15 protein-coding genes are annotated in these 17,095 nt (G+C 34.9%); 1 reads left to right on the top strand and 14 read right to left on the bottom strand.

The window, feature by feature from the left end; all coding sequences use genetic code 11:
• Positions 1 to 2 precede the first annotated feature (2 nt).
• The 14 genes from ACFOW1_RS11775 to ACFOW1_RS11710 all read right to left on the bottom strand — a co-directional run bounded on the left by ACFOW1_RS11775 (position 3) and on the right by ACFOW1_RS11710 (position 16,250).
• Positions 3 to 1,544: a GMC oxidoreductase gene (locus ACFOW1_RS11775; RefSeq protein WP_379014482.1), complete on the bottom strand. Its 1,542-nt coding sequence runs from the start codon at positions 1,542 to 1,544 to the stop codon at positions 3 to 5.
• Positions 1,537 to 3,486: an amylo-alpha-1,6-glucosidase gene (locus ACFOW1_RS11770; protein WP_379014481.1), complete on the bottom strand. Its 1,950-nt coding sequence runs from the start codon at positions 3,484 to 3,486 to the stop codon at positions 1,537 to 1,539. The genes ACFOW1_RS11775 and ACFOW1_RS11770 overlap by 8 nt, the downstream gene beginning before the upstream one ends.
• A gap of 110 nt (positions 3,487 to 3,596) precedes the next feature.
• Positions 3,597 to 6,227 carry an MGH1-like glycoside hydrolase domain-containing protein gene (locus ACFOW1_RS11765; RefSeq protein ID WP_379014480.1) on the bottom strand — a complete coding sequence of 877 codons (2,631 nt, stop codon included), beginning with the start codon at positions 6,225 to 6,227 and terminating at the stop codon, positions 3,597 to 3,599.
• Positions 6,228 to 6,262: 35 nt separating this feature from the next.
• On the bottom strand, positions 6,263 to 6,808 hold the full coding sequence (locus ACFOW1_RS11760; RefSeq protein WP_379014478.1) for a YHS domain-containing (seleno)protein: 546 nt from the start codon (positions 6,806 to 6,808) through the stop codon (positions 6,263 to 6,265).
• A gap of 74 nt (positions 6,809 to 6,882) precedes the next feature.
• Positions 6,883 to 7,701, bottom strand: coding sequence for a glucose 1-dehydrogenase (locus tag ACFOW1_RS11755; protein WP_379014477.1), 819 nt, complete (start codon positions 7,699 to 7,701; stop codon positions 6,883 to 6,885).
• A 130-nt stretch (positions 7,702 to 7,831) separates the two neighbouring features.
• On the bottom strand, positions 7,832 to 8,830 hold the full coding sequence (locus ACFOW1_RS11750; RefSeq protein WP_379014476.1) for a VOC family protein: 999 nt from the start codon (positions 8,828 to 8,830) through the stop codon (positions 7,832 to 7,834).
• A gap of 82 nt (positions 8,831 to 8,912) precedes the next feature.
• Positions 8,913 to 9,449, bottom strand: coding sequence for a hypothetical protein (locus ACFOW1_RS11745; protein ID WP_379014475.1), 537 nt, complete (start codon positions 9,447 to 9,449; stop codon positions 8,913 to 8,915).
• Between the two features lie 198 nt (positions 9,450 to 9,647).
• Positions 9,648 to 10,325, bottom strand: coding sequence for an ABC transporter ATP-binding protein (locus tag ACFOW1_RS11740; RefSeq protein WP_379014474.1), 678 nt, complete (start codon positions 10,323 to 10,325; stop codon positions 9,648 to 9,650).
• A gap of 2 nt (positions 10,326 to 10,327) precedes the next feature.
• Entirely contained in the window at positions 10,328 to 11,569 is a 1,242-nt protein-coding gene (locus tag ACFOW1_RS11735) for an ABC transporter permease (RefSeq protein ID WP_379014473.1), read from the bottom strand.
• A gap of 8 nt (positions 11,570 to 11,577) precedes the next feature.
• On the bottom strand, positions 11,578 to 12,666 hold the full coding sequence (locus ACFOW1_RS11730) for an efflux RND transporter periplasmic adaptor subunit (RefSeq protein WP_379014472.1): 1,089 nt from the start codon (positions 12,664 to 12,666) through the stop codon (positions 11,578 to 11,580).
• A 9-nt stretch (positions 12,667 to 12,675) separates the two neighbouring features.
• Positions 12,676 to 13,995: a TolC family protein gene (locus tag ACFOW1_RS11725; RefSeq protein ID WP_379014471.1), complete on the bottom strand. Its 1,320-nt coding sequence runs from the start codon at positions 13,993 to 13,995 to the stop codon at positions 12,676 to 12,678.
• A complete protein-coding gene (locus ACFOW1_RS11720) occupies positions 13,985 to 14,419 on the bottom strand; it encodes a DUF2147 domain-containing protein (protein ID WP_379014470.1) in 435 nt (144 codons plus the stop codon). Before ACFOW1_RS11720 ends, ACFOW1_RS11725 begins: the two co-directional genes overlap by 11 nt.
• Positions 14,420 to 14,520: 101 nt before the next feature.
• Positions 14,521 to 15,279: a LytR/AlgR family response regulator transcription factor gene (locus ACFOW1_RS11715; protein WP_379014469.1), complete on the bottom strand. Its 759-nt coding sequence runs from the start codon at positions 15,277 to 15,279 to the stop codon at positions 14,521 to 14,523.
• Positions 15,280 to 15,281: 2 nt separating this feature from the next.
• Positions 15,282 to 16,250 (bottom strand): sensor histidine kinase, encoded by a 969-nt coding sequence (locus tag ACFOW1_RS11710; RefSeq protein WP_379014468.1) that lies wholly within the window; start codon positions 16,248 to 16,250, stop codon positions 15,282 to 15,284.
• A 286-nt stretch (positions 16,251 to 16,536) separates the two neighbouring features.
• On the opposite strand from ACFOW1_RS11710, the gene ACFOW1_RS11705 reads away from it, so the two are divergent.
• Positions 16,537 to 17,043 carry a hypothetical protein gene (locus ACFOW1_RS11705; RefSeq protein WP_379014467.1) on the top strand — a complete coding sequence of 169 codons (507 nt, stop codon included), beginning with the start codon at positions 16,537 to 16,539 and terminating at the stop codon, positions 17,041 to 17,043.
• Positions 17,044 to 17,095 lie beyond the last annotated feature (52 nt).

The raw sequence follows: 17,095 nt of genomic DNA, 5'->3' as shown, positions 1-17,095 counted from the left end.
ATTTATAATTTATAATGCTCAATAATGTGTTTTCCTACTCTTAATGAATTGGCTACCAAGGTTAATGCTGGGTTAAAGGCACCACAACTAGGGAAGAAACTAGCATCGCACACATACAAATTATCAATATCGTGGGTTTTACAATTCGTATCTACTACACTGGTACTAGCATCTTCACCCATTTTTAAGGTGCCATTTTGATGGCTTACACCAGTTACATCTAAATCATACCCATTCCAAAAAACATCTTGATAATCTGTATCTATAGTGCCTAGTTTTTCAAAAGTTTGTTTGAGTTTATCTTTCAACCTATGGAAAGCTTCAATATTTGTAGGCTCATAGCTTACCTTAATGCTACCATCCTCCCGCAGGCTAACCCTATTATTTTCTGAGGGCAAATCTTCTGCTGTGAGCCAAAAATCGATACTCATCGCTTTTAATTCCGCGTATGTTTTACCAGGATACTGTTTGCCCGCCAACCACATAATGGTATCTGGGTCATTTCTACCCATAAGCTGAATCTCGCCTAATGGCAAATCGCTATCATCTGCACCATAATAAAAATCGGCTATCCCAAAGCTTTTTTGAAACTTACAATCATTATTTTTTTTAGTAAATGCTACCAAACAACCATTGTGATGCAACATTAAATTTTTACCTACTAAGCCGCTACTATTTGCAAGACCATTGGGATGGCAATCATTCTTACTTCTTAAAAAAAGTGCCGCTGAATTAATGGCACCGCAGGCGGTAAAAATTAAGTCAGCTGTAAATACAATTGTTTCACCATTTATTACTACTTCAACACCTGTTGCTTTTTTACCATTTTCATGCGTGATTATTTTTTCTACAAAAGCATTTACGCGCATTGTAACATTGGGGTATTGTAATGCCATGTTCAAGCAACTCGTTTGCCCGTCTGCTTTACTATCCGTAGGATCAGGAAATCCATCAAAATTTTCTAATATTACTGGTGAAGCATTTTTATTAACATCTTGCGGCAGCTTCACAGCCATTGGCAATGGAAAAGGTTGCAAACCAATTTGTTGTAACTTATCACTTAAATCGCTGGTTAACGGTTCGTAAGGCAAAGGCTGGTAAGGATAACTCATTTGTGTGGGCGGCTCCGTTGGGTCTGAACCTCTTTTGCCATGTACACTAAATAAAGTTTCAGCGGTATCATAATATGGCTGCAAAGTATCATAACCAAATGGCCATGCGGGCGATATACCACCGTAGTGTTTCACCTCCTCAAAATCTGTTGTTCGAAATCGAAACATAGCAGCGCCATAAAACTTAGAATTACCGCCCACGTTATAGTGTATATATGGCTTAAATGGTTGATTATCCTTATCGTACCAAGTTTCGTTAGGACGGTAAATACCCTCTGCCACCACTTTTTTTGCATCCCAATTCTCTTTTTCTTTAGGAACAAAGCCGCCTCTTTCAAGAATTAGAATTTTTTTTCCAGTTGGTGCTAGTTGATAAGCCATTGCTGAACCACCTGAGCCCGTACCTATGATAATAATGTCGTAATTATTCATGATTGTTATTTAGTTCTTTTAGTAATTTGATAAGCATGCCCACGCTCCATGCTTGCTGAATGCAACCCTTACCATCGCTGGGATTTAGACCATCAAAAATTTCAGAAATCGCTTCAATACCGTTATGGTTATAAAAATGGTCTTCTAAAGGTGCAATCCATTGACGAACCTGTTTTACAGCGGTTACTGAGTATTGATATTGCTTTAACCAACCTAAACAAAATTCTGGCAATAAAAAGCTCCATACCGTACCTTGGTGATAAGCATTATCTCTGTGCCAACTATCGCCTTTATATTCTGCTATAAACTTTTCATGATCTGTACTCAAGCTTCTTAACCCATAGTTGGTTAGTAATTTTTCTTTTATAGAATGTAGTACCATGATACCTTCCATCTCATTCAACATGGTAAAAGGCAAGCTGATAGCATATATTTGGTTGGGACGAAAACTTTGGTCTGCTTGCTTATCAGCGCTTATTACATCATTTAAAAAAGAATAGTCATTCCAAAAATATTGATGAAAATTATTTTCAATTTTATCAATATAAGTATCTACTGTAAAAGAAGTGTTTTGTAAGGCTTTGCTAAAAAAATCAAAGATTTTTAATGTATTATACCAAAGCATATTTAACTCTACTGTATAGCCAATTCTTGGCGTTACCACAAAATCACCAACTTTTGCATCCATCCATGTTATTTGTACCCCTTCCTCTCCTGCGTACAACATCCCGTCTTCGTTGACTTTAATATTATAGCGAGTACCGTTAATATGTGCTATAATAATTTCTTTTAATTGCTCAAAATATTGTTGAATAAAATGAAGATCTTTGAATTTTTGATAATATTCATATAATACTACAAACATCCACAAAGTAGCATCGGCAGTATTGTATTCTGGTGCTTCATTTTTATCGCTGAAGCGATTAGGCAACATACCTTCACTAAGATTAGCCAAAAAAGAAGTTAAAATGGATTCAGAAATTTCTTTTTCGCCTGTGGCAATGGTTAAACCACGCATAGCAATCATGGTATCTCTACCCCAATCGGTAAACCAATGATAACCAGCAATAATAGATTTCTGGTTGGTACTTTTTCTATCAACAATAAATTGATTACCAGATATTATAAGGTCTTTTAAAAAAGTATTCTTTTCGTCTACAGCAATATTTTGGAGTCGAATTATTTCTTCAGCGATTAAGTTTTGGGGATGTTGTTGCAAAATGGCTTCCTCTAAAGAAAATACTATTTGTACAGATTCACCTGGTTTTAAATGGGTGCTAAAACTACCTGCTGAAAACATATTTTCCGCGAAATCGAACCCTCTACTCTGCTCTTGAAAATATTCGACATTATAATAAATAGCTTTACTATCTTTAAAAAGACCATTGCTTATCTTACAATACACTTTTTGAGGCATTCCATGGTAGCCAATAGCGATGTAATTGTCGTTAATTTCAGTAGCGTAGGCGTTTACTTGAGTTTCTGCATTAAGCGAATGATAATCTCTTAATACATAAAAAGGATTCATATTTAATTCAAAATCAACACTTCCGCTGTTGAAATATGCGACAATTGTTGTATTACTTCCCTGCACCATACAAATTGATTTTTCAACTTGCAATCCGCTATCCAACTTATAAAAAAAGGTTGGAATTGGCTGTTTCGTAAAACAATATTGATGTATATACCCATTTGGATAAAAAGTGCCTGGATATTGATTAGTTGAAATATGGATAATTTCACCATTATTTTGAACAATAGTTTCTTCAATTTTTGAAACTACAACATACCTTTCTACAGGCGGATTTAAAGCAGCTACCAACAAGCCATGATAACGACGTGTATTCATGCCACATAGCGAAGAAGAACTATAACCACCAATACCATTAGTTATAATGTATTCTTTATTTTTAATCTGTATAATATCTTGATTAAGCTGCATAAGCAATTTTTAAATTAGTTAATTGGATAACAGCTTTTAAGACGATTAAAAATAAATAGGCTTACAGAAAATAACTCTTTGTGATTTCTTTATGATTTTGATTACAACATTTATTCGGCGTTTACTTTTTCTATCAATTCGGCTACAAGACCAGTCCAACCTGTTTGATGGGTAGCACCAACACCTCTACCCGTATCACCATCAAAATATTCGTAGAATAAAATCAAATCCTTAAAATATTCACTTTGTTCATAAATAGGATCTAAGCCGTGTACTGGTCTTTTGCCTACAGCATCCTTTAAAAAGATAGCAATTAATCGTTTTGATAATTGGTTGGCAACATCCTTTAAATTAAAATAATTTTTTGAACCTGTAGGGAAGTCTGTGAGTATTTTATCTTTATAATAAGAATGATAGATGTGTAATGCGTAAATGAGCATATAATTCATGGGCATCCAAATAGGCCCACGCCAGTTGCTATTGCCGCCAAATAAACCAGTATGGCTTTCGGCAGGTTCGTACGTTAAGCCATATACTTCCCCCTTTACATTTACATGGTAGCCATTTTTGTGAATTTTTGATAGCGCTCGAATACCCGAATCCGATAAAAACTCATTTTCATCTAACATGGCGTCTAACAAGCGTTCCATCCTATCTTTTGGTACTAGTGAGAGCAAAATATCGCTACTTTCTTCAAAATCGTGTAAGACTTTGTAGTTGGAATTTTTTTCGTGGTATGCTTTAAACCAAAGCAAACGTTTGTAAAAATCTGGCAGCTTTTTTACTAATTCCCTATCAATTTTTAGTACTGCAAAAGTAGTACTAAGCCCAACCAATGACCGAACTTTTAATGGAATATAATCGCCATTGGGCATAGATAATACATCATAGAAAAATCCCTCCTTCTCATCCCAACTACCCGTCCAGCCAGCGCCAATTTTATTAAGTGATTCTGCGATGAGCATAAAATGTTCAAAAAACTTAGTGGCTACATCTTCATAGGCGTCATCTTCTTCTGCAATCAGCAAGCTCATTTCCAACATATTAAGACAATACATTGCCATCCAGCTTGTGCCGTCGGCTTGCTCTAACAATGCACCACCAGGCAAACCAGCACTTCTATCAAACACCCCAATATTATCTAAGCCCAAAAAACCGCCTTCAAAAACATTATTCCCTTTTACGTCTTTACGGTTTACCCACCAAGTGAAGTTTAGTGTTAACTTTTGAAAGACTCTTTTTAGAAATTTAAGATCGCCAACACCTGTATTTTTTTTATCTGTTTTATATACTTGCAGGCAAGCCCAAGCGTGTACGGGAGGATTGACATCACCAAACGCCCATTCGTATGCAGGAATTTGACCATTTGGGTGCATATACCATTCGCGCAAAAAAAGTATCAGTTGCGATTTTGCAAAATGTGCATCAACTAAAGCCAGCGAAATACAATGAAATGCTAAATCCCATGCTGCGTACCAAGGATATTCCCATTTATCAGGCATAGAAATAATATCTTCATTATTTAAGGTACGCCAAGCACTATTTCGCCCATGTTTGCGACTTTCAGGTGGTTTTGGCATCCCAATATCACCATCTAACCATGTTGGTATATCTATATTAAAATATTGTTTACTCCAAAGCAAACCTGCAAAAGCCTGGCGTTGCACTAAGGCTTCGTCTGCGTTGTTACCTTTGTAAATATTTTGATAAAAAGTATTTGCTTCTGCTATACGCTTTTCAAAAATGGCTTTAAACTGATCACCCAAAGGATTGGATACTTCAACATTTGACAAACGCAACTTTATTACTACGCTGCTTTGAGCCGCTACATTGTATTGATACAACGGCGCCGCTTTTGTACCTTCTGTTTTATTTTCAATAATTACAAAATCTTTATTAACAATAGCCGTATGAAAAAAATCTTTCACAAAAGGAGATGCATTTGGCACATTATACAACCGCTCTGTGTTGGTTTCATTTTCTGTAAATAATACTTTTTCTGTAATGTCAAAATACAAAAAGTAGATGCCCAATTCTGGGTGTAGAATTTCTAAAACACCGTTGGGCTGTTGTTTATCTAATTGCGACAGTAAAATTTTGGGCTTGGTGTCCATTAAGCCAAAACTCCACAAATTTCTACACCACAAAGTGGGTAACACCCAAATCGGTGCTTCGGCATTAGCTCGATTATGTACCGTTATTTGCATTAAAATATCTTCTTCACTATTCTTTGCATATTCTGTTACAACGTCAAAATATGCATTGTTATTAAAGATACCTGTATTTAATAACTCATATTCTAGTTCATCTTTACTTCTGTGTTGATTGGTATTTACCAAATCGGCATAGGGAAATTTTGACTGTGGATATTTGTACAAATGTTTCATGTACGAATGCGTGGGTGTATTATCTAGATAATAATACAATTCCTTCACATCTTCGCCGTGATTCCCTTCAGGTCCTGTAAGTCCAAACATGCGCTCTTTTAAAATATCGTCTTGCCCGTTCCATAATGTTACTGCCAAACATAAGCGTTGTTTGTTATCACTAATTCCAGCAATCCCATCTTCACCCCAGCGATACACCCTACTACGTGCATGATCATGCGGAAAATAATCCCAAGCACTTCCATGTTCACTATAATCTTCCCTTACCGTTCCCCATTGTCGTTCACTGAGGTAAGGACCCCATTTGTGCCAATGGCTATGTGTATTATTTTCGGCTATTCGTTTATTTTCCATCGTAGTGGTTTGTAAGATGTCGGGTATTCGATATTTTATTTAATAAGGCCTTCGTAAGAAGTTGCCGCTAGACTTGCCTGGGTTTCGCCAGCATGTATGATATCATATTTAGCAGCTTTCAAATTCACTTCAGGCCATTTTTTTTCTGCTTTTTTGTAGCGCTTATTTGGATTTTTATCCCACAAACCTTTTGCTTTTGCATTATGGTTAACTATCAGATGTCCGTTTATAAGCTCATGCGTCCAAACTTGTATTGGTCGTAAGTTGCCTTCAGTAACTGCAATAGCACAAAAACCGCCATATAAGGGTGCGTATTTAGCAGGATCTGCATCAAATAATGCTTTATTGTTTGCAGATATAAACCAATATTTTGCCCCTTGGAAATTAGATTCAAATGTTTTATCGCCTTTTAGCGTTTTATCTGGCATGGTTTGCATAGCTACTACATCGTAGCCAAGCAACATACAGCCATTTTCATCTAAATTCAACGTGAATTTCCCATCTGGGCTTTTGGTAGGTACTTGGGCATGTACAGCAACCAAAAAGATCGATGTTAATAGGGTTAAAAGAATGCGTTTCATTATTTTTTACTTTGTATTAAAAGTGATATTCATTATGAGAATATGAAAAAAGGGAGGCCTAACTTCAAAACTGACTAGCCATTATCTTCAAATCCAGGGTACAAAGTCATACCACCGTCTACAAATAGTGACGTACCGTTTACATAATCAGCATCGTCGCTACAAAGCCAAACCGCTGCTTTGCCAATATCTTCAGGTAATCCAATTCTCTTTTCTGGAATAAGTTTTAGTAAACTTTCTAAATGCGAAGGCGTATCCCAAGCGTCGTGGTTGATAGGGGTAGCAATCGCACCAGGACAAATTGAGTTAATCCGAATTTTTTTGGGAGCAAACTCTTGTGCAATGGTTTTCATCATCAACATGACGCCGCCTTTACTTGCCGCGTAATTAGCATGGCCCGCCCAAGGAATAACTTCATGCACACTACTCATACAAATAATCTTGCCCGCTGCCCTACTTTTAGTTTCATCTACACCTCTGCGTAAAAATTCTTTTACTGCTTCACGAGCACAAAGAAACTGACCAGTTAAATTGATACCAATCACTGTATTCCACTGGTCAAGGGTCATTTCAGTAAACTTTGCATCTTTTTGTAAACCAGCGTTGTTTATCAAAATATCTACCGTTCCATAGGTAGCGATGGTATCTGAAAACATTTTAATCACCTGATCTTCTTTACTAACATCGCATTGATGTGTTGAAGCTTTACCACCCGAGGCAATAATAGTTGCAGCTACTTCTTCAGCGGCAGCTTTTGCACCTTCAAAAGGATAATTAATAACAACGGTAGCTCCGTTTTTTGCCAATTCTATAGCACATCCTTTACCAATACCGCTTCCTGCACCAGTAATAATGGCAATTTGTCCTTCAAGTTTTAATTTTGTTTCAGCCATAAATTTAATGATTGTTATTTTTTGATGATTACGATTGTCGCTTTAAAGAACCTAAACGTTACAGAAACTTAAAATTAGTGTTCTTATCATTAAGATGCATTATCAATTTATTATCATATCGGCACACCGCCTAATTTGTTACCAAAACAGCGTGACCGTCTCTATCTCTCACCATAAATGCTTTGGTATACGCAATTTCTTTATTATGGATAGTGACAATACCTTTTGAAATACGTTGTAACTGAAGTGCCACACATTTTTTATAAACATTATCTATATCTTGTACCCTTACAGTGGTATGCCAATGCCATAAATCATACAAATGACTATTACTCGGATATTTTCTTCCACCAGGAGGCGCTAAATATTGTAGAAATTCAATTCCGAAACCCTTTGGTGCTTGCATACCAGTAATCCAAAGCCTTGCACCAAATACTTGATTCAGATGTTCCTGTTCAGTACCATAATTTTCACTATGTCCACTAATCGTCATCCCTAAAATATCTTTATAAAATAGGTATTGTGCATCAGTGTTAGATACGCCGATGGCTGTATGATCAATACCAGCAAAAATTACGGTGGTATCTACTTGCCATTTAGGATTGCCTTTACCTTTTGGGAAATTTATCACTTCTAAATTATGACCATCTGGGTCTCTAAAATAAAAGGCACTAATGCCTGCAGCGGCTGGCAAATAAGCAGGTAATGTTTGTGGGGCAGTAGACACAAATACAGCCATTTTTTGGTGAATAACATCAAACGCTTTTTGCATATTAGGAACTACTACTGCAATATGCTGAAACCATAAGTCGTTACTTTTCGAATCTTCTGGAATTGGAAGCGATTGGATGGTTTTTCCTTTAAAAGATTGTAGTTCTAGATATTCATTGCCTATTTGCAACAACGCCGTTTTTACCTCTGTTGATGCATCGTTGATATTAAATAAACGCCCTAGTGCATTATTTTTAAACGTTGAACTTGCTATTTCCCTTGCACCAAATGCGTCAATATAGAACAACTTAATTTTATCAACATCGGATACGGTAATGGTAACTTTTTCAACAGATGAAATTTGCGCACTTACTGAATAAGCACATAACAAAAAAGCAATAATTAGTTTCAGCTGCATGAGGTTTGGGTTTTAGTAAATCCTTTTACTAAAACTACAGACTTTCATTTGTATAAATCCTTACAGCATAATAGAAAATTATTTAAGCCATCAATTGCTTTATTTGTTTAATAAAAAGGCTAAAAATGTAGATTAATCCCAAAAAATACAAAGCAAGAATAACCCATAAAAAGGCCGAATGGAGTAAAGTGTTGGTAAATAAAAGCCCTATTAAGCAAAGGCTTACAAATACAATAGATTTAGTGAATTCATTTTTAGAGTATTGGCGAATCTCATCGTATTGTTTTTGGAAGCTTGTAATATTTTCTAAATCGTGCTCATATTCCTCGGTGTGGTTGTGATAATCAAATTTCTGAATACAGCTTTTTAATTCTTCAATAGCTGCCATGTTGTGTAGATAAATTGTTCGTATGGAAGCATAATGATTTTCTCTTATTTTAGTATTTAGGGTTTTTGCTTCATCCAATTCTTTATGCAATGTATAATCTTTCAAAAAGTCAAGTTTGCTCTCAAATTTTTGTAATTTGAAAGTAGCAAAAGCACCAATTAATCCTGTTAGTGTGGCTACAATAGTAGCTATAGTACTAAAAAAGAATGCGAGAATATTGCTATCGGGCATGATTATGCAGTGATTTTAATGAAAGCGAATGTAGCTTTTAAAGCAACGATAGCCATATAAAGCGTTTTTAGAGATAGGCTAGCTAAATGCTTAAAATTTCAACCAATATGTAAAAAATTGCCGAAATGCACCTAATAAGTAAGCAGCTATCGATTCTTATAAACCAACCTATTTATCAGAAACCATCTCTTTCTAAAATTACACAATCACACCATCTCGCAATTCAATAATCCTATCACAATTACTGGCAAAATCATCATCATGGGTAACCGCAATTATCGTTTGTCCTCTTTCCTTCGAAATTTCTCTGAAAATATCAAAAACAACTTGGGTGTTTTTAGTATCTAAATTGCCTGTAGGCTCATCGCCCATGATAATAGAAGGTTCATTGATTAAGGCTCTTGCGATAGCTACCCTTTGTTGTTGTCCGCCAGATAATTTGTTCGCTTTTTTTAAAGCTTGCTCGTGTAAGCCTAATAATTTTAAATGCTCATAAGCGATTTCCTCTATCTCTGCTTTTGATTTTTTATTGAGTTTTAAAGCCGGTATCATTACATTTTCTAAAGCTGAAAATTCAGGTAATAAATAATGAAATTGAAACACAAAGCCAATATGCTCATTGCGAAAAGCAGCCAATTCATTTTGCTTTTTATTGGTTAACAGTGTATCCTTAATAGTTAAACGACCTTCATAATCTGTATCCATGGTAGATAGTACATATAATAAGGTAGACTTACCACTACCCGATTTGCCTACTAAAGCTAAAAATTCGCCTTTTTTCACTTCAAAGCCTACATTTTTAAGTACCTGAAATTTCTCGGGTTCGTAAAAATATTTTACAATACTATCTGCTTTTAAAATAATGTCATTTTGCATACTTATCCTCTTATAATGGTTACAGGATCAATTTTTGAAGCCTTTCGTGCAGGTAAATAACCAGCAATAAATGTGGTGATTAACCCAAACATAAAGGCTAGTACATAATCTTTTGGCTTGTAAGCCATGGGCAAAGTATGCAGCCCTGCCACTTCAAAAGGTATTTTATTGACCAAGTTGGCTATCAAATAACCAAAACCTAAACCAATAAAACCGCCAATAATACCAATAACAATTGCCTGAGTTAAAAAAATTTGTGTTACATCCGGACCAGAAAAACCCATTGCTTTTAAAATGGCTATTTCACGAATTTTTTGATTGATGGTCATGTTCATGATATTGTAAATACCAAAACCAGCCACTAATAAAATAACCAACGATACTGCAATGGCTATAATATCTCTTAAACTTGAACCTGCTACCAATTGTTGATTGGCCATTTGCCAAGATTCTGTTTTATAAGGAATAATGGGGGCAATTTGATTAATAATGGATTGCGTTTTATCGTAGTCTTTAATATTAATCTGGATATCAGTAACATAGCTTTGATTGGCACCAATGAGTTGCCTTGCAGCATTAATATTGATATAGGCTTTCGATTTGTCTACGCTCGCAACATCGGTTTTAAACAAACCAATCACTTTGTAGTTCTTACTGATGCCGTCTGACGTAAGTATATTAAGATTGTCATTGACTTTTAAGCTAAGATTTTTTGCCAAATCAACTGCTACAAAAATGCCGTCGGAACGTTGCTTCAATTCATTCCAGTTGCCCTCGGTAATATGCTTACTAGCATTGAACACTTTATTTTCATTTACAACATCTACCCCAGACACAGAACCATTGACTTTATTGCCAGCATTTTTAAAAAACACATTAATATTAACTTGAGTGGTAATGCTCGTAATATCTTTCTGAGATTTCAGCGCTTCCAAAATAGCATTAGAATTTTTAATACCGTCGGTATATTTAATGATTTTAGCATTATGCAAGTTCACCACACTATTGGGGAAAGCCTTTGCAGCAATATTGGTATTATCCAAAGGGCGATCGTTGTAAATTCTGATATGTGCTAATGAACTAAATGCTAAATCATTTTGCGCATTGTTTACGCCACTCATAAAGCCAGTCATAAATACATACATGCTAATACCAAATGTTACCCCTAGCATGGCCACAATGGTTTGCTTTATATTGCTGGTTAAGTGTATTTGGGAAATTCGATTATTAATTTGGGATGCCATAGTGACTATTATTTAGGTAGTTCCAATTTTTCGCTGTCATTTAATCCACCAGTAACTTCTACCCATTCTAATGTTTTAATACCCGTTTTAATGGCTATTTTTTGGTGATTTGCTTTTGTAATCACCGAATCGCCAGGTAATACATAAATGCTTGGAACAACTAAGGCATTTTTCTTTTGAGAAATAATAAAATTAGCTTGTAATTGGGTGCCATTTTTAAGTTGTGTAGGCAAATCATCAAAACTAGCTTCTACAATAAAGGATTGAGATGCAACGTCAAACGAGGGGTAAATTTTAGTAACTTTTGCACCGTACACTTGATCTTTATTGGTATTTAAGGTAATCAACGTTTGCTGATGTAACTGTATTTTTTGGATATCATCTTCAGCCACATATAATTTGGCAATGGTTTTACCAGAACCAATAACCGCTATGCTTTCACCTTTTTTTACTAAATCGCCATTCTTTTTTGAAATGCTTAAAACAATACCAGCATTTGCACTACTTAGCGCATAATATTGGTTATTATTTTGTTGCAATTGGTATTGTGCTTTGGCATTTTTTTCATTTAAAGCAAGACTCTGCTTTAAATCGGCCAACGATTTTTGCAATACTGCGAGGTTAGTGACATCGTTTTGGTAAGTCAGCTTCACTTTGTCGTAATCAACTTGGGCAACAGCATTGGTTTTTATCAAATTTTCGTATCGTTTTAAGTTGGCTGCATCAATGTCTTTTGTGCTAATAGCCTGATTAATTTGTTCCTCCAGCTTTACAATTTGGGGTGCACCATTATTTAGATTATTCTTTGCATAATCATAATTATCATACGCATTACTTACCTGAATTTGTTGCGCATCATTGGCTAGTTTAAACAATAGCTGTCCATTGTGTACTGTATCGCCCTCACTAACAAACGAGGCGCTTAAATAACCTTCTGCCTGTGCTGTAATAGCATATTGATTACTTGCGATGATGCTGCCACTTGCAAAAACGGCATCAACAATGTCTTTGCGCTGTGGTGCGGTTTCTGGAACTTGCTTACAAGCAATAATTAGTGTAATACTAGCTAGTACAACAGTATATGTAATATGTTTCATGCTTTTTATTTATTTTCTTGAAATAACAATGGCTTGATTATAGAGTAGGGTTGATAAATTATTGAGATACGTATTTTCTGACTTTAAATAATCGTCAAATGCTTTCAAATACGTATCTACACCAATAATACCTTCTGTAAATTTTTGTTGATTGAGTTGCAAATTGTTACCATATAACTCAAAGCTTTTTTTAGCAATATTGGTGATGGTGATATAATTGGTAATTGTTTCTTGCAAACTATTATCATTAATTTTTGATTGCGCTATCGCTGCGTTGTATTGTTCTTTTACAATACTGGTTTGAATGGAGCTACTTTTCAATTTATTCTTATTGGCAAAGCCTGTAAAAATGGGCACATTCATATTGAGGGCGATGTATCTGTAGTCTTTCCAAGCATCAGGTGTAAAACCGATTCCAAAATTATCTCTAAATTGTTGATAGCCCCAATAACCACTAATATTGAATTTAGGTAGAAAAGCCGTTTTCGCCAGTTTGTATTGCCAGTTTTGTAAGTCGATATTGTGCGGATATACCAGTAAATTTTTATCCTGTTCTATTGAGGTTATATTCGGCTGATACAAATTTTCTGGGTTGGCTATTGTTTTTATATCAATCTGTGTATTTGCAGATACGCCAGCTAAATTTTTAATACTTACCAACGCATTTTTATACAGCTCTTTGCTTTGCACAATATTCAATAAGATATTATTACTATTAACAGCAGCTAGATTTACGGCAATAGCATCTACCAAACCTTGCTGAAATTTTTGTTTTGTGATTAACAGCGTACTATCAGACAATTGCAAGTCCTTTTCTGAGATAGTAATGGCTGCTTTTGCAACTAATAGGGTATAGTAAGATTGCGCAATTTGTGTTTTTAAATTTTGCTCATTGGCCAATTGTTGTGCAGTATTTAAGGCAATATTTTGTTTGGCAATATTGGCCTGTGCGGCCGCCTGCCAATCGAACAAGGTTTTAGAAATGGTAACACCTGTATTATACACATATTGTTTACCAAATTGCAGATAAAGGGTTTTATTTGGTTGCCCTAACAACTCCCCGGGTACTGGCGTGGTAGCAAGCTTCGTATTATCTTGTCCAGAAAAACTACCACCTACTTGCGGCAATAAGAATGCTTTTGCAGTATGATAATCAACCTTAGCTTGTTGGTTTTTAAGCTCATAAATTTTTTGAGAACTATTATTGTCAATAGCCAATTTCCAAAGCATTTCAAGGTTATCAATATGCATGGTATCTATCTTTTGCTGCGCTGAAACCGCTAGTTGATAGCTTAAGCAAAGCAATACCATTAACCATCTATTTATCATAACGTTTCCATTTTTTTGTTACTGAAAATATACCTTTTGATGCGATCAAAGAAAGGGCATTTTTGTTGGTAAGTTTAATTTTACAAGCAACTGCTTCCCCTTTTTCGGGGCTATAAATTTTACCACCTATCCACATGTTATTATTTACAGAAAATTGTAACCCAGTTAGTATTGTTAACCCTACTATAGGTCTATTGCGAAGTGTTTTATCAGGATTATTTTTATCTAGTTTCTGCTGCCCATTCTCTGCCAAAGGGTTAGCAAGCCAAATAATTTTGGCATTGTACATACTGCCGGTTTTAAAAAAATCAAAACGCACAGTGGCATCTTCATTTTCCCATTTTCCTAATAACGCATCAGGAAAATTTTGCGCTGAAACGCTAAATAGGATTAGAGTAAATACAAGCGTTAACAATTGTTTCATTGCAAATGGCTATTTCCAAAGCAAAATTAAAATCTAGAGTTATAGGTATACCTTTCAAATTGGCTAAGCAGCCAAAATAGCAAGTGAAACGGACAGAAGTGCTAGTAGGCAGACATAAGCCAAGCTAAAAAAGCAGGTGTTTTTTCTTTACTGATAAAAATTTGTTCATCAAAAGGGATGTTGAGTCTAACTAAAAGCTTTCGATTAAGGTATTGGTGCGCATCTTTTATTATTTTCCGGTGCAATAAAAATTGCCTGTTTGCCCTAAAGAAGAAGGGTAAATTAAGTTTCTCAATATCATCCAAAGATTGTGCTGTTGTATAAACATCACCATTAAACAACACCAATTTTACAGTACCATGTACCAGTTGTACTATCGCAATATCATTGGTATCAATTGGAATAATCATATCTTTTTGATATACCAAAAGCGACATATTATTGGTTTTAAGTGGCTTATCAGAAAGATAGTTTAGCAACTTATTAATAGAGACGCCATTTTTATAGGTTAGTAATTCAAATTTTTCAACAGCTTTTTTAATTTCAGCCTGACTAAAAGGTTTTAAGATATAGTCTATGCCATTGGCTTTAAATGCTTCAAGAGCATATGCGTTATAAGCGGTACAAAATACAATTGGGGTAATTATGCTAAGTTCCTTAAAAATGTCAAAACTGATGCCATCACCCAATTGAATATCTGAAAATATGATATCTATTTCGGGTTGTTGTTTAAAGTATGCGCATGCTTCAGCGACAGAAGTAAGCAATTTTACTACCGTATAGCTTGGTCTTACAGCTAATAAATTTTCTATTAAATCATCAGCCGTAATTTTCTCATCCTCTATTACTACTACTTTCATTACTACAACAGTTTTATTTTAACGGTAAAGCTATCTTCTTCATCTACTATTTGTATTGCATTGCCAGTTAAAATATTGCTGCGTTCATTGATATTTTTTAAGCCAGTTTTTTCGGAGTGTAACACAAATTTTGGTTGCTTATTATTACTAACAATCACTTCATCCTGTTCAGCATGAATGGTAATATATAAGGGTCTTTCTATGGTAAAAGCATTATGCTTTATCGCATTTTCAAGCAAAGTAACCAATGTAAAAAAAGGTAGCTGCTTATTCATATTACCATCAAGGCTATGGGTAACACATTGTAAAGCCTCACCAAATCTTATCTTTTGTAAAGTAATAAATTGATTACCTAAATGTATTTCATCAGCAAGTGTAGCAGATTTTTGATTGTAATGTATTGATGATCTTAAAAAGTCTGCCAGTAATAGTAAATATTGCTCAGCTGCAGCTGGTTCTTTCCTTATCAGCGACTTAGAAATATTTAGTGCATTAAATAAAAAATGTGGATTTATTTGATCTTTCAACAATTTATACTGGGCTTCTAGGTTGGCAAATTTTAAATCGGCTATTTCTTTGTTGAGTGATAGTTGCTTGTCTTTTGAGGAGATTAAATCGATTAAAACAGCAATAATTAAGTTGATGGATAATAAACTTAAACTTCGATATAACAGAATTTGCAATGGGCTAAGATGGCTTTGACTAGGTATAACCTTTACATAATAAGTGATAACGGTACCAACCGACAAAAATGACAGATAGCTAATTAAAAATCGAACCCAAGTTTGGTGAATGCGATGTAACAGCCAATAATTTAGTAACCAACATAAAAATGTCGCAAAAAATATAAGCCCCCAAAGCGTCATAAAACTGTATTGAACATCCGTCTTAACAATAAATATCGGCGCTACCACTATAAATGAAATGAGCGGTGATGTGATACATGCCGTTCTTATCAGTTGCTTTTTCATTATTACAAAAATGATGAAATATCTTTTGTAAATCTGCTACTTAATTTGTGCGGACAATATAACAGTAATATGGAGTGTGTTTTTTTACTAAATGTAATATTTAATCTGTAATATTTTATTTTATTGCAAAAAAATTATTACAACTTTGTAATATCACGCTTGTAATATTTTAATTTATTACAAAAGTTTTATTACAACTTTGTAATATTGTGTTTGTAATATTTTATTTTATTACAAAAGTTTTATTACAAATCTTTTTTCAAAATCAATCAAATAATTACCATTTATGGGCGTAAGTAGCTTTTTGTACGAAAAAATTGGCATAAGCCAGCAAGCATTAGGTGCTATGATTGGTGCAAAACAAAGCACCTTAAGCCACCACGATAACGATACACGAGACTTGCCTTCGGCAGCAAGTATTGCTCTAAACGATTTAATTCTAACTGCTATTAAATTGCCAGAAACGACGTTACCCCAGCCAAATGACTTAGATAAAGCTGCTTTACTAAAAGAAGCGAGCTGGTGTAACATGCAATGTTATCCACTACAAAAAAAGCTTGAGAAAATGAAGCAACAGCAACTTCAGGCAACCAATATGCTCGCATTTATTAAGGCATACAGCGCTTCACACGCTGAGATAAGCAGTAAAATAGACAATTGGCTTGAAATACTTCGATTGGATGCAACAAAGAAATTGGATAAAAATAGTTGGCTAGCCATTAAAAAATTAGAAATTAACATACAAACGCTACAACAACAAGCAGCTTTGTATGAGGCTGCAACTATAGATTAAAAGGTTCGCAATCCCCTCAGTCAATACCCTCCGAGAAATGTTCCGCCATTTG

Origin of the sequence: Parasediminibacterium paludis, from assembly GCF_042651445.1 — a bacterium.
GTDB lineage: Bacteria > Bacteroidota > Bacteroidia > Chitinophagales > Chitinophagaceae > Parasediminibacterium > Parasediminibacterium paludis.
This window is presented reverse-complemented; position numbering and strand designations above follow the sequence as displayed.

Excerpts from the sequence above, each read along its gene's own strand:
- ACFOW1_RS11775 (WP_379014482.1), bottom strand. The coding sequence starts at position 1,544 with ATGAATAATTACGACATTATTATCATAGGTACGGGCTCAGGTGGTTCA.
- ACFOW1_RS11770 (WP_379014481.1), bottom strand. The coding sequence starts at position 3,486 with ATGCAGCTTAATCAAGATATTATACAGATTAAAAATAAAGAATACATT.
- ACFOW1_RS11765 (WP_379014480.1), bottom strand. The coding sequence starts at position 6,227 with ATGGAAAATAAACGAATAGCCGAAAATAATACACATAGCCATTGGCAC.
- ACFOW1_RS11760 (WP_379014478.1), bottom strand. The coding sequence starts at position 6,808 with ATGAAACGCATTCTTTTAACCCTATTAACATCGATCTTTTTGGTTGCT.
- ACFOW1_RS11755 (WP_379014477.1), bottom strand. The coding sequence starts at position 7,701 with ATGGCTGAAACAAAATTAAAACTTGAAGGACAAATTGCCATTATTACT.
- ACFOW1_RS11750 (WP_379014476.1), bottom strand. The coding sequence starts at position 8,830 with ATGCAGCTGAAACTAATTATTGCTTTTTTGTTATGTGCTTATTCAGTA.
- ACFOW1_RS11745 (WP_379014475.1), bottom strand. The coding sequence starts at position 9,449 with ATGCCCGATAGCAATATTCTCGCATTCTTTTTTAGTACTATAGCTACT.
- ACFOW1_RS11740 (WP_379014474.1), bottom strand. The coding sequence starts at position 10,325 with ATGCAAAATGACATTATTTTAAAAGCAGATAGTATTGTAAAATATTTT.
- ACFOW1_RS11735 (WP_379014473.1), bottom strand. The coding sequence starts at position 11,569 with ATGGCATCCCAAATTAATAATCGAATTTCCCAAATACACTTAACCAGC.
- ACFOW1_RS11730 (WP_379014472.1), bottom strand. The coding sequence starts at position 12,666 with ATGAAACATATTACATATACTGTTGTACTAGCTAGTATTACACTAATT.
- ACFOW1_RS11725 (WP_379014471.1), bottom strand. The coding sequence starts at position 13,995 with ATGATAAATAGATGGTTAATGGTATTGCTTTGCTTAAGCTATCAACTA.
- ACFOW1_RS11720 (WP_379014470.1), bottom strand. The coding sequence starts at position 14,419 with ATGAAACAATTGTTAACGCTTGTATTTACTCTAATCCTATTTAGCGTT.
- ACFOW1_RS11715 (WP_379014469.1), bottom strand. The coding sequence starts at position 15,279 with ATGAAAGTAGTAGTAATAGAGGATGAGAAAATTACGGCTGATGATTTA.
- ACFOW1_RS11710 (WP_379014468.1), bottom strand. The coding sequence starts at position 16,250 with ATGAAAAAGCAACTGATAAGAACGGCATGTATCACATCACCGCTCATT.
- ACFOW1_RS11705 (WP_379014467.1), top strand. The coding sequence starts at position 16,537 with ATGGGCGTAAGTAGCTTTTTGTACGAAAAAATTGGCATAAGCCAGCAA.